We start from the raw sequence: 12,120 nt of genomic DNA on the forward strand, positions 1-12,120 counted from the left end.
GCCTCAGGACCCTGGCGTCAGGGTGATGACGGTTTCCGTCGCGGCCTCCACCGCCTTGCGCGAATAGGCCAGCGGCACGTACTCGCCCTTCACCCATTTCGGAAACAGGTCGCGGTAGTGCGGGCTCTCGGGGTTCCCCGACTGGCCGGGCGTGTTGATGGCCATGCTGTTGTCCCAGGCGCCGACGTCGAGGACCATGCGGAACGAGGCGCCGGCCACGACCCGGAAATCGTCGGGCCGCCAGGTCGCCGCCATGGGCGACAGGCTGGTCCCGCCCATCGGCGTCGGTCCCGCCGCCAGCAGGGGCTTGGTGGCGGCGTCGGCCAGCGGGGTCAGGGCGTGTTCAAGCCGCGCGTGATGCAGCCTGCCCCAGGCCCAGGTCGTAGGATCAGGCCCGAGGCGCGTAGCGACCTCGTCATAGGCGGCGATCAGGCTGGCCTTCAGCACCTTGTCGCGGGCCTCGGCGGGCAGGGTGGCGTCGGGGTGCTCCAGCAGGTCCATGACGGCGGCCAGGTCGCCATTGCCGATGAGGCCGTGCACGGAGGCCGGCGTGGCGGCGGCGACCACGCCGCGGCCCAGGTGCTTGCCGGTCCAGACCTCGAACAGGGCCGCCCCGGCGCTGCCCTCCGAGGTGCGGTGATCCCAGCCGCGCAGCAGGGCCAGGGCGGCGGCCAGCTTCGGGTCATCGGTCGCCAGCGGCGCCAGCACGGCGATCAGCCGCCGAGCGGTGATGTCATAGGGATCGGTCTGCAGGGCCATGGCGTCGGCCACGGTCAGCTTCGGCTTCCCCGCCAACACCTCGTTCACCCGCAGGAATCGCGCGGCGTTGGACCATTCGAACCCCACCTTGCGCTCGGCCACGGGATAGTCGGCCGGTAGGTTCATCTGGTTGGCCGAGGCGAACCAGCCCTGCTTCGGATCGGCCTCGCTGGGCAGCTCCTCGGGCTTGAGGAACCCCCTCCATTCATAGCGCCCGTCGCCCGGCACCGGCAGCAGACCGTCCCAGTTGGGCCGCGCGGGAACCATGCCGGCGGCCACCCAGCCGATGTGGCCCGAGGTGTCGGCATAGGCCTGGTTTTCCGACGGCGCGCCCCAGCCGGCCAGGGCCGCCTTGAAGCTCGACCAATCCTGGGCCTGCATGTAGCCGGTGGAGCCGAAATAGGCCGAGGTCCCCGGCTGGCTCCAGACCGTGCGGATGGCGAAGGCCCTGCCCTCGGTGGTCTTCAGCACAGGACCGTGGCGGGTGAAGCGCAGTTCGACGGAACGCGGCGCGGCCTCGCCCTTCACCGGGATGGCGTCCTGCACCACGCTCATGGCCTCCCAGCCGTCGCCGTAGCGATAGCGGTCGCCCTGCGTCTCGTAGACGTAGAGGTCTTCCTGATCGACGGGGAAGATGGTCAGGCCAAAGGCGATCTTGCCATTGTGGCCGATGGAGACGCCGGGCAGGGCGGGCTCACCGGCCCCGATCACCGAGAAGCCCGGCGCATTCATGTGCACGATGTAGCGCAGGCCGGGCGCGCCATGCTCCCGGTGCGGGTCATTGGCCAGGATCGGCCGGCCCGTCGCGGTGCGCGATCCGGAGACCGTCCAGTTGTTCGACCCGATGGCCTCGGGCGGGATCTCCAGGGCGGCGCGCTGCTCCGGGGGCCCGCTGAACTTCACCCCCGAGCCGGCCAGCTGATAGTCGGCCAGGACATCGGCGGGGATGGCGCAGGGGTCGAGGCCTGCCGGGACCTTGGTGGTCCATTTGGGTTCGATGAAGCGGTACAGGCGGGCGGCGGGCAGCCCCGCCTTGCAGGCGATCTGGGCGCGGCCCACCTCGTTGGGAACATTGCGGGTCAAGCCGTGGCTGCGGATGCGCACCACGTCCTCGGGGCTCCAGCGGTCCGGCGCGGAGCCTGCGATCTTGAACTCCAGCGGCAGGGGCCGCTTGCCCGCCGCGATCTCGTCGACATAGGCGTTGACGCCGGCCACCCAGGCGGTGGTGTTGTCCTGGGCGCCGGGACCATAGGCCGCCCATTCCTTGGCCATGTCGCCGCGATAGAGGAAGAGGCGGGCCGCGCGGTCCTGGGCCACATAGGTGGGGCCGAAGTCCTTTGACAGCAGGCCCAACCCCCGCTTGCGCCACAGGTCGATCTGCCAAAGGCGGTCGCGGGCGACATTGTAGCCCTGCAGGAAGAAGACGTCGCGAACGCTGCCCGCATAGATGTGCGCGATGCCCCAGGTGTCCACCCGGATCTCCGCCGGCGCCGCCAGGCCGGCGACCGCGCGGCGCTCCTGGGCAGGAGCGGCGAGCGCCGTGAGGCTGGAGCAGCTCAGCAGAGCCCCCAGAAGCGGGGCTGCGATCTTGGGCATGGGTATTCCTCCGGGGCCGGAGGTTGAGGCTAGGGCAATACCGATGTTATCGACAATGGAGGTGTGGCCGCTAAGCTCGCGGTCGTCGGAGGGGAACGCCATGGAAAGCCGATCACACCGCCTGTGGGCTGGCCTCACCGTCCTGACCGGCCTCGCCACCGTGGCGATCACCGTGGCCTTCCAGATGCTGCCGCAGGTCGTGGCCGCCGGAGCCTGCTGGGCGCCGGGCAAGGTGGTGGAGTTCGAACTGGCCCGCACCCTGGCCCAGCTGCTGGACGTGTTCGGCGGGGAGGCCTGCCGCGCGCCCGTCGTCTCGGCCATGGACGCGGTGAACCACCTCGACGTGAAGGCCTATATCCCAGCCTACACCGCCTTCGCCATCTGTGCGGCGGTGTTCCTCGGCGGCGGCTTGCGCAAGCCCCTCGTGCCGGCGGCCGTCGGTGTCGCCCTGTTGGCCCTGGCGGCCGACTATGTGGAAACCTTCACCCTCCTCCAGATCACCCGCGACCTGGAGGGCTCGGCCCATCTGCTGCTGCGCGCCAGCGATAGCGCCTGGGTCAAGTTCGCAGCCTTGGCGCTCCATGCCTTCCTGCTGTCGCGGATCTGCATGGCGCCCGAGACCCGCCGGCCGATCCTGGCCATGCTCCTGCTCCTGCCCATGGTGGGCACAGCCTTCGCCGCCATCGACAACAGCCGCGCCGCCCTGATGACCTACGCCCTGGTCCTCAGCTGGGCACCCGTGCTGCTGGTGGCGGCGCGCGACTTGGTGCGGCGTTCGTTTTCCTCACCGTAAACGGGGGAGGAAAGTCTCACCCTAGCGTCGAGTACAACCCACGCGCCTCGGCCGGCGGGCCCCGGCGCTCGCCAAGCCCTTCCACCGCCACGGCGATCAGCTTGCCGCCGACCGCGAACACCAGCTGGTCGCCTATCTTCAGGGCCCGCGCGCACTTGTCGATCCGGCTCTCCGCGCCGGCTCGGGTCAGGCGCACCTTGCCCTCGTCCAGGAACTTGGCGGCCAGGGAGCGGGTCTTGAAGAACCGCGCCCGCCAAAGCCAGACGTCGGCGCGGCAACCCGTCTCACTCATGGGGTCGCGGCCTTGGCCTTGCGGCGGCGGCGCGGCCGCCGGGCAGGGATGGGTTTGTCCTTGAGGGCGGCGAGCGCCGAGAAGGGCGAGTGGGGGGAGGGCGCGGCAGGCTTCTCGACAGGCTTCTCGCCCCGGCGGCGCCAGACCATGGCCTCGCCGGCCCTTGGCTTCGTCGTGGGCGCAAAGCCGAGCGCCCGAAGGATATCCCGCGTCTCGGCTTCGCTCCAGCCTAGCACCTCGCGGTCGGCGTCGGTGAGCTGGCCGGGCTTTCCGGCCCGCATGAGGTCGTCCATCCGCTCCAGCATCTCCACGGGCGCGGCCAGGCGGCCCACGGCGCGCAGGCCGAAGGCGGCGAGCGCCGTGGCGGGCGGTGGCGGATCGGGCAGGCGGCTGAGGATGTGGGTGGGCGGGCGCCAGGCCCGGTCGGCGAAGCCCTGGACGAAGCTCAGGGCGCTGGGGGCGAGCATGGCCGGCAGGTAGAGGGTGAAGTGGCCCAGCCGCACGCCAAAGCCCTTCAGCATGCGCCGCTCCACCTGGCTCAGGGCCTTGGTTTCGGCGTGGACCTGCAGGCGGTCCAGCACCCCCCCGGTCTCGATCAGCCGGTAGGCGAGGCCGCGGGCCAGGCCCTTGATCTTGCCCTCCGCCATCGCGGTCTCGAGCTTGCGCAAAGGCCCCAGGCGACGAACAGCCTCTGCGGCGAGGAAGGCCTCCAGGCGCCGGGTGGCCCGTTCGCGAGCCGAGGGATTGCCCAGCTCCCCCAGCAGCCGCACGCGGGGCGCGAAGGGCGAGCCGCCGGAGATGGCGCCCGCCGCCTGGCCGCGCCAAAGCACCATGCCGTCGGGGGTCAGGGAGAAGCCACTGTCGGGCTCGGCGGCGAGCTGGCCCAGGCGCTTGGCGATCTCGGGCCCCACGGCCATCGTGGCCGCCGCCCGCAGGGCCTTCTCCTCCAGGATCGAGGCGCCGTGCTCGGCCTCGAAGGTCACACCCCGCAGCTTGCCGACATAGTGCCCCTCGACGGTGACCGTGCCGTCCTCGGCAACGCCCGCCAGCATGTCCTCGCGCACCCGCAGGCCGCGCATCAAGGCGCTGGTCCGGCGGTCCACGAAGCGGGCCATCAGCTTTTCGTGCAGGGTGTCGGAGAGCTTGTCCTCCAGCACCCGGGTCTTGGCCTGCCAGGCCTGGGCGTCCGCCAGCCAGTCGGGCCGGTTGGCGACATAGGCCAGGGTCCGCACGCTGGCCAGGCGGGCCGACAGGGTGTCGATCTCCCCGTCGGTGCGGTCCAGGTGCCGGTATTGGCCGGCGATCCAGTCTTCGGGAATCTTGCGATTGCGGCTGGTGAGATACTCGAAGAAATCCCGCGTCAGCCGCAGGTGCTCCTCGTGGCTGACCTTCCGGAAGTCCGGCGTCTGGCAGACGTCCCACAGCCGCATCAGCGAGGGCTTGTCGCGGGCCCGGTCGGCGATGTCGGGATCACCCGCCAGCTGGCGCAGGGTCACCTCGTCCAGGCTCTCGGCCGAAGCCTTCAGCACATCGAAGGTGGGCGGGGCGGCCAGGGACTTCATCAGGTTGGCGAGCGACGAAAAGTCCAGCTTGGCGTTGCGCCACTCGGCGGCGGCCACCGGCTGGAACTGGTGCTCCTGAACCGCCTCGACGAGGTCGGCGTCCATGTCCTCGCACTCGCCGGTGACCCCGAAGGTGCCGTCGGTGCGGAAGCGCCCGGCCCGGCCGGCGATCTGGCCCACCTCCTGCGGGTGCAGGAACCGGGTGCGCTTGCCGTCGAACTTGCGCAGGCCGGCGAAGGCCACATGGTCGACGTCCATGTTCAGGCCCATGCCGATGGCGTCGGTGGCCACCAGGAAGTCCACCTCGCCCGACTGATAGAGCGCCACCTGGGCGTTGCGGGTGCGGGGGCTGAGGCTGCCCATCACCACGGCGGCGCCGCCGCGCTGGCGGCGGATCAGCTCGGCGATGGCGTAGACTTGGTCGGCGGAGAAGGCCACGACGGCGGACCGGCGGGGCAGGCGGGTCAGCTTCTTGGGCCCCGCATAGGTCAGGCTGGAGAACCGCTCGCGGGTGACGATCTCGGCGCCCGGCAGCAGCCGTCGGATCAGGGGCGCCATGGTGCCGGCGCCCATCAGCATGGTCTCGTAGGTGCCGCGCGCATGCAGCAGCCGGTGGGTGAAGACGTGGCCCCGCTCGGGGTCGGCGCAGAGCTGGATCTCGTCCACCGCCAGGAACTCCACCTCTCGGCTCAGCGGCATGGCCTCGACGGTGCAGACGAAATAGACCGCCCGTGGCGGGACGATCTTCTCTTCGCCGGTGATCAGGGCCACCGAGCGCGCGCCGCGCGCCTTGACGATGCGGTCGTAGATCTCCCGGGCCAGCAGCCGCAGCGGCAGGCCGATCATGCCCGAGGCGTGCCCCAGCATCCGCTCGACGGCGAGGTGGGTCTTGCCGGTGTTTGTCGGCCCCAGCACCGCCACGAGGCGGGGCGGCGGCGCGCCGGTCGGGCGGTGACTCATGGCTTCAAGTTGGGGTGGGAATCGACGCGCGGCAAGCGGCGCCGGAGGGTCTGCGACACGAAAGCCGTCCCTGCCTCGATCCTTCTCCCCTTGCGGGGTCGAGAGCGGCGGTTCGCCAAGTCGTTGGCGAACCGCATAGCCGGGCTTGAGTAGCCCGGCTCGCTCTCGACGGTGGCCCTGAGGAGCAGGGTCGGATGAGGGCTCACGCTTGTCCCTCAGGCAAATCCCGGCGCAGCCAGGCGCCAGAGTCTTTCCCAGCCTCGGAGGTAGGCCTGTTCGTGTGGTTCGTGTGGTTCGTGGTCCCAATTCTTCCGGCTGCGACGCCGCGCGGGCGACGCAGATTGTCCACCAACCACACGAACCCAGAGGGAGAGACGCGTTGAGCGGAGCGCGACCCCTCCACCTTCTCCCGCAAGGGGAGAAGGAACCGGGCTAGTCCAGCGTCCGCCGATAACGCGCCATCGCTAGCGCTGTGACCACGCACACAAACGCCAGCAACGCCGCCAGCTCGCGCCACATGTCCTCCAGCCCCTGGCCCTTCAGCAGCGCCCCGCGCACGACCCGCAGGAAGTGGGTCACCGGGATCACCTCCCCCAGGGCCTGGGCCCAGCCCGGCATGCCCCGGAAGGGGAACATGAAGCCCGAGAGCAGGATCGAGGGCAGGATGTAGAAGAAGCTCATCTGCATGGCCTGGAGCTGCGAGCGCGCCACCGTGGAGATCAGGAAGCCCAGGGCGAGCGACCCCACGATGAACAGGCTGATCCCGCCGCCGAGGCCGAGCCAGCCCCCCAGCATCGGCACCTGGAACAACAGCTTGGCGATGGTCAGGATGATCAGGGTCTGGGCGACGCCCACCAGGACATAGGGCGCCAGCTTGCCGATCATCACCTCGATGGGTTCGACAGGCGTGGCCAGCAGGCTCTCCATGGTGCCGCGCTCGGTCTCGCGGGTGACGCTGAGCGAGGTCATCATCACCAGGGTCATGGAGAGGATCACCCCCAGAAGGCCCGGCACGATGTTGTAGGCGGTGACCGCTTCGGGATTGTAGCGGCGGTGGATCACCACCTCGAAGGCGGGCCTGGCCTGGAGCCGGGGCGCCAGGGCGCCCTTCATGTCGGCCGCCAGGGCCTGGGTCGGCAGGGCGGCCAGGGCCGCCAAGGCTGGTCCTGTGGCCGAGGGATCGCTGGCGTCAGCCTCCACCAGGATCTGGGCCTTGTCGCCGCGCGCCACGCGACGGGTGAAGTCGCCGGGGATGGTGATGGCGAATTGCACCTCGCCCCGGCGGATCAGCTCGTCCAGTTCGGCGGGACTGCGCGCCTGGGTCACGAGGTCGAAATAGGCGCTGTTATGCAGGCTCGACAGGATCGAGCGGGCGAAGACGCTGTCCTCCTGCACCAGGACGGCGGTGGGCAGGTGGCGGGGCTCGGAATTGATCGCGTAGCCGAACAGCAGCAGCTGCACCACCGGCAGGGCCAGGATCATGGCGTAGGTCAGGCGGTCGCGGGTGAGCTGCTTGAACTCCTTGATCAGCACCGCCCAGACCCGGGTCGCCGAAAAGCCGTTCATCGGAAGTTGTCCTCCGCGCCTTCCATCAGCTGGATGAAGACGTCCTCCAGGGTCGGCGCCACCTCGGTCCAGCGGAACGGGTCGCGGCGATAGGGGGCGATGGCGGCCTCGATGGCGGCGCGGTCGGTCCCGCTCACGTGCAGGGCCGCGCCGAAGGGGGCGGCCATCTCGACGCCGGGCCGCCGGCCGATCTCACCGGCCAGCCGGTCGATCCCCGCACCCTCGCCATTGAAGGTGACCAGGTGGGAGCCGGCGATCACCTCGTCGGCCGTGCCCCGGGCGATCAGCTGGCCATAGGCGATGTAAGCGATTTCATGGCAACGCTCGGCCTCGTCCATGTAGTGGGTGGAGACCAGCACGGTCAGGCCTTCAGCCGACAGCGCGTGGATCTCGTCCCAGAAGGTGCGGCGCGCCTTGGGATCGACGCCGGCGGTGGGCTCGTCCAGCAGCAGCAGCTTGGGTTCGTGCAGGGTCGCTGTCGCTAGCGCCAGTCGCTGCTTCCAGCCGCCCGACAGCGTGCCGGCCAGCTGGCTGCGCCGCTCGATCAGGCCCAGCCGCTCCAGGGCTTGGGCCACCCGGTCCTTGCGGCGGTCCAGGTCGTGGACGCGGGCGGAGAACATCAGGTTCTCCTCCAGGGTCAGGTCCTCATAGAGCGAGAACTTCTGGGTCATGTACCCGGCCTGGCGCTTGATGGCGCCCGCCTGGCGGATGATGTCCAGCCCCAGGCAGGTGCCTTCGCCGCTGTCGGGGGTCAGCAGGCCGCACAGCATGCGCAGGGTGGTGGTCTTGCCTGAGCCGTTGGGCCCGAGAAAGCCGCAGATGCGTCCCTCCGCCACCTGCAGCGAGACGTCCTGCACCACGTGCTTGTCGCCGAAGCTCTTGTTCAGGCCGTGGACGTCGATGGCGAGCGTCACCGGACCGGCTCTAGGGGCGTGACGTCCACGGGCTGGCCGGGGTTCAGCCGGGCGCTGGGCGTGGCCTCCACCCTATAGACCAGCCGGTCGCGGGCCTCGCGGCTGTAGATGATCGGCGGGGTGAACTCCGGGCGCGCGCTGACGAAGGTGATCTTGGCGGTCAGCCCCTTGGCGCAGCCATCGCAGGCGAAGCGCACCACCGAGCCGGGGCGATAGGCCGACAGGCTTTGCTCCGGCACAAAGAACCTAAGCTTGATGCGGTCGTCAGGGAGCAGGGAGACGACCGGCTGGTTGGCCACCGACCATTCGCCCTGTTGGAAGAACACCTCCTCCACCCGCCCGTCGGAGGGCGCGACGGGGGCGAGGTCGGAGAGGCGCGCGTCCGCCGCCGAGAGGCCCGCTTGCGCCTGCGCGACCCGGCTGTCGGCGGCTTCCACCTGGCCTTCGCGGGCGCCCAGGGCGGCGGCGTCCCGCTGCCGCCGGGCGGCCGCCAATTGGGCGTTGGCGGTCTGCAGGGCGGCGCGGACGTCGTCCAGGCGGGCCGGCGCATAGATGCCCCTGCGCACCAGGGGCTCGACCCGGCGCATGTCGGCCGAGGCGTCCCGGGCGCGGGCCTCGGCGGCGATGATGTTGGCGTCGTAGACCGCGAGTTCGACAGGCCGCAGGCCTTTGCGCGCGTCCTGCGCCTGGGCCTGAGCCGCGCCCACCTCGGCCTGGGCCTGCTGGCGCTGGGCGGCCAGTTGCTTGGGATCGACGACGAAGAGTTTGTCCCCGGCCTTCACCCGGTCGCCGCGCTGGACATGTATCTGGGCCACCGCGCCCGACACCGGCGCCGCGAGATAGAGCGGCTCACCCTCAACATAGCCGGTCAGCACATTGGATCGGTTCAGCCGGGGGGTCAGCACTAGGGCGGCGATCAGGCCGGCGGCCGCCAGCAGCAGGGCGATGACGAGCAGGCGTTGTTTCATGGGACCATTCCCCGCAGCAGGGTCTCGACGTGCTGTTCCATCAGGGCCGGCAGGTCGAAGGGTTCGGCGCCGATGGGGGTGAAGGTCTCGCGCCAGATCACCCCCACCAGCAGGGGCGAGATCAGGCCCGCTGCGTAGTGGCGGGGGTCGCCCGGGCGGATCTCCCCGCGCGCCTGGGCCGCGGCGATGGCCGCCGACAAGGCGCCAAGGGCCGGGACAATCAGCCGGTCGTGCCAGACCCGCGCCAGCTCCGGGAAGTTGCGCGCCTCCCCGATCACCATCTTGATGATGCCCCCGAGCGGGGTCGTGGAGGCGACATGCGCCATGACCTTGGCGAAGGCGCGGATCAGTTCGGGAAAGTTCTGCGGATTGGCGGCGGCCAGGGCGGCCAGATTGTGCAGGTTGGGCGCGACGCCCTGTTCCACCACCGCCTGGAAGATGTCCTCCTTGGTGGCGAAGTAGAGATAGATCGCCCCCTTCGAGACCCCGGCCCGGGCGGCGATATCGTCCAGCCGCGCCGCGGCGAATCCCTTTTCCGCGAACACCTCGAAAGCCGCCGCCACGATCTCGTCGGGACGATCGGCCTTGCGGCGTCGGAACTTCGGCTGGCCGGCGGGGAGGGACATGTGCGCCATAAGTAACTGACTGGTCAGTTATCAATACGCCCCAAGCTTGGGCATGGCAAGCCGACTCTATTCCATCAATCAGCCAAGCTTGTTGGTGCTCGCCGCCCGCCATGCGACCGTGAGGTGAGTTGGGGAGGAACCATCATGTTCGCCGGGGAAACTGAGCACGGTCAGGCGTCACGACCGATCGCCATCGCCCGCGTCGCCATCGGGTTCGCCCAGGGCCTCGCGCTGTACGGCTTGAACGAGTGGGAGAAGCACGGCCTGATCGACGGCGTCTCCTCGCCGCTGTTCTGCGCCTGCGCGATGCTGATCCTGTTCCTGCCCGTGGTCCTGCTCGGCGGCCTGCGCACCCTGCGGACCCGGACCCTGATCATCTGGGGCGCCGTCGCCGCCGTCGTGGTGGCTGCGCTCGGCGCTTATCACGGGACCATCGCGGTTCCCGACTTGAGCACCGAGCATTGGCCGGGCCCGCCCCTGGTGATCTTCACCGCCGTCGGCCTGTTCATCGCCCACCACCTGGTGACCGGCGCCGACGCCGACCGCCGCTGGATCGCCAGCTACGACCGCTATTTCGACCAGACCTGGAAGGATGGCGTGCGCCTGGCCCTGGCCGTCCTGTTCGTCGGGGCCCTATGGCTGCTGCTCTGGCTGGGCGGCGCGCTGTTCGACCTGATCGGCGTCAAGTGGGTCGGCGAAACCATCCAGAAGCCCTGGTTCGCCTTCCCGGCGACGACGACCTTCTTCGCCCTGGCCATCCATCTGACCGACGTTCGCGCCAGCCTGGTGCGCGGCATCCGCACCGTGGCCCTGACCCTGTTGTCCTGGCTGCTGCCGGTGATGGCGGTGATCGGGGCGGGCTTCCTCGTCGCCCTGCCGTTCACCGGCCTGGCCCTGCTGTGGGACACCAAGAGCGCGGCGGGCATTCTTCTTTCCGCCGCCGCGGCCCTCATCGTCCTGCTCAACGCCGCCTATCAGGAAGGCGAGGCCGAGGACCATCCGCCGGTCGCCTTGAAGTGGGCGGGCCGCGTCACCGGGCTCATCATCGCCCCGCTGGTGGCCATCGCCGCCTATGGCCTGACCTTACGCATCGGGCAGTACGGCCTGACCCCGGACCGCATCTACGGTGTCGCCTGCACCATCGTGGCCGTCGTCTATGCGGCGGGCTACGCGGCCAGCGTCTTCTGGCCCGGTCCCTGGCTGAAGCGCCTGGAGGTCACCAATGTCATCGCCGCCTATCTGGTGGTGGCCGTCCTGCTGGCCCTGTTCTCACCCCTGGCCAATCCCAGCCGGCTGTCGGTGAACGACCAGATTTCGCGCCTGGACCGAGGCGCCGTGACGCCCGACAAGTTCGACTACCTGTTCCTCCGCTTCGAGGCCGGCAAGCCGGGGATGGACGCCCTGAAGGCGCTCGCCGCCCGTAAGACCGGGCCCAACGCCGCGCAGATCGCCCGGCGCGCCGCCTCGGCCCTGGCCCGCAAGGCCCGCTACGGCGAGGCCACGACCTCGGTGGTGGAGCGGAAGGAACTGGTCCGTGTCGCCGGCGGCGGAGCCTTCCCGGCCGGATTCCTCGAACAGACCTGGAAGAGCTTCGAGGACCCGCTGCAGAACTGCGAACCCGGCCGCCAGTGCGACGCCGTGGTCGCTGACCTTGACGGCGACGCCTCGCCCGAAGTGGTGGTGTTCGCCATGGGCGACCGCCGCGTCTACCGGCAGGCCGGCGGCGTCTGGACCCGCATCGGGACGCTCTCCGGATCCTATTGCGACAAGGACGGTGCGGCCCTCAAGGCGGGTCAGTTCGCGGTGAACGCCGATCCGAATCCCCTGGCGGACGTTGTGGTGGCCGGCCGCCGCCTGCGGGTTGTGCCCGACAGCGACAGGTGCCCCGATGGCAAGCCCGGCGACGTCCCCGCCGTGTCTGTGAAAAGGCCCCCGCCGCCGGAGACCAAATGAGCGACCAGGTCCGCAACCTCGCCTTCCACACCCTCTCCGAAGAGTGGGCGACGCTGAAACGGGTGACCTTCGACTATCGTCGCCGCGACGGCGCCTGGGAGACCCAGGTCCGCCAGACCTACGACCGCGGC

9 protein-coding genes are annotated in these 12,120 nt (G+C 70.1%); 2 read left to right on the forward strand and 7 right to left on the reverse strand.

Annotated features, from left to right (window positions below):
* Positions 1 to 3 precede the first annotated feature (3 nt).
* Entirely contained in the window at positions 4 to 2,355 is a 2,352-nt protein-coding gene (locus RMO97_RS10740; protein WP_310540954.1) for a penicillin acylase family protein, read from the reverse strand.
* 100 nt (positions 2,356 to 2,455) lie between these two features.
* On the opposite strand from RMO97_RS10740, the gene RMO97_RS10745 reads away from it, so the two are divergent.
* Entirely contained in the window at positions 2,456 to 3,148 is a 693-nt protein-coding gene (locus RMO97_RS10745; protein ID WP_310540955.1) for a hypothetical protein, read from the forward strand.
* 16 nt (positions 3,149 to 3,164) lie between these two features.
* Here the strand turns inward: RMO97_RS10745 and RMO97_RS10750 are convergent, their stop codons facing one another.
* From RMO97_RS10750 to RMO97_RS10775, 6 genes are all read right to left on the reverse strand, one after another.
* Positions 3,165 to 3,440, reverse strand: coding sequence for an RNA-binding S4 domain-containing protein (locus tag RMO97_RS10750; protein ID WP_310540956.1), 276 nt, complete (start codon positions 3,438 to 3,440; stop codon positions 3,165 to 3,167).
* Complete coding sequence (locus RMO97_RS10755) at positions 3,437 to 5,962, reverse strand: helicase-related protein (RefSeq protein WP_310540957.1); 2,526 nt, start codon at positions 5,960 to 5,962, stop codon at positions 3,437 to 3,439. The genes RMO97_RS10750 and RMO97_RS10755 overlap by 4 nt, the downstream gene beginning before the upstream one ends.
* Positions 5,963 to 6,394: 432 nt before the next feature.
* The gene (locus RMO97_RS10760; RefSeq protein WP_310540958.1) at positions 6,395 to 7,528 is read right to left on the reverse strand and encodes an ABC transporter permease; all 1,134 of its coding nucleotides are present in this window, start codon (positions 7,526 to 7,528) and stop codon (positions 6,395 to 6,397) included.
* Positions 7,525 to 8,442, reverse strand: coding sequence for an ABC transporter ATP-binding protein (locus RMO97_RS10765; RefSeq protein ID WP_310540959.1), 918 nt, complete (start codon positions 8,440 to 8,442; stop codon positions 7,525 to 7,527). Before RMO97_RS10765 ends, RMO97_RS10760 begins: the two co-directional genes overlap by 4 nt.
* Positions 8,439 to 9,410 (reverse strand): HlyD family efflux transporter periplasmic adaptor subunit, encoded by a 972-nt coding sequence (locus tag RMO97_RS10770; protein ID WP_310540960.1) that lies wholly within the window; start codon positions 9,408 to 9,410, stop codon positions 8,439 to 8,441. Before RMO97_RS10770 ends, RMO97_RS10765 begins: the two co-directional genes overlap by 4 nt.
* The gene (locus RMO97_RS10775) at positions 9,407 to 10,036 is read right to left on the reverse strand and encodes a TetR/AcrR family transcriptional regulator (RefSeq protein WP_310540961.1); all 630 of its coding nucleotides are present in this window, start codon (positions 10,034 to 10,036) and stop codon (positions 9,407 to 9,409) included. Before RMO97_RS10775 ends, RMO97_RS10770 begins: the two co-directional genes overlap by 4 nt.
* A gap of 144 nt (positions 10,037 to 10,180) precedes the next feature.
* Here RMO97_RS10775 and RMO97_RS10780 point away from each other — a divergent pair, with 144 nt between their 5' ends.
* Positions 10,181 to 11,989 (forward strand): DUF4153 domain-containing protein, encoded by a 1,809-nt coding sequence (locus tag RMO97_RS10780; protein ID WP_310540962.1) that lies wholly within the window; start codon positions 10,181 to 10,183, stop codon positions 11,987 to 11,989.
* The last annotated feature ends 131 nt before the right edge of the window (positions 11,990 to 12,120 follow it).

It is taken from the genome of Phenylobacterium sp., assembly GCF_031425575.1.
In the GTDB taxonomy this organism is placed as follows: domain Bacteria; phylum Pseudomonadota; class Alphaproteobacteria; order Caulobacterales; family Caulobacteraceae; genus Phenylobacterium.

What these genes read in the sequence shown, in the direction of transcription:
- RMO97_RS10740 (WP_310540954.1), bottom strand. Translation starts at nt 2,355, where the DNA reads ATGCCCAAGATCGCAGCCCCGCTTCTGGGGGCTCTGCTGAGCTGCTCC.
- RMO97_RS10745 (WP_310540955.1), top strand. Translation starts at nt 2,456, where the DNA reads ATGGAAAGCCGATCACACCGCCTGTGGGCTGGCCTCACCGTCCTGACC.
- RMO97_RS10750 (WP_310540956.1), bottom strand. Translation starts at nt 3,440, where the DNA reads ATGAGTGAGACGGGTTGCCGCGCCGACGTCTGGCTTTGGCGGGCGCGG.
- RMO97_RS10755 (WP_310540957.1), bottom strand. Translation starts at nt 5,962, where the DNA reads ATGAGTCACCGCCCGACCGGCGCGCCGCCGCCCCGCCTCGTGGCGGTG.
- RMO97_RS10760 (WP_310540958.1), bottom strand. Translation starts at nt 7,528, where the DNA reads ATGAACGGCTTTTCGGCGACCCGGGTCTGGGCGGTGCTGATCAAGGAG.
- RMO97_RS10770 (WP_310540960.1), bottom strand. Translation starts at nt 9,410, where the DNA reads ATGAAACAACGCCTGCTCGTCATCGCCCTGCTGCTGGCGGCCGCCGGC.
- RMO97_RS10775 (WP_310540961.1), bottom strand. Translation starts at nt 10,036, where the DNA reads ATGTCCCTCCCCGCCGGCCAGCCGAAGTTCCGACGCCGCAAGGCCGAT.
- RMO97_RS10780 (WP_310540962.1), top strand. Translation starts at nt 10,181, where the DNA reads ATGTTCGCCGGGGAAACTGAGCACGGTCAGGCGTCACGACCGATCGCC.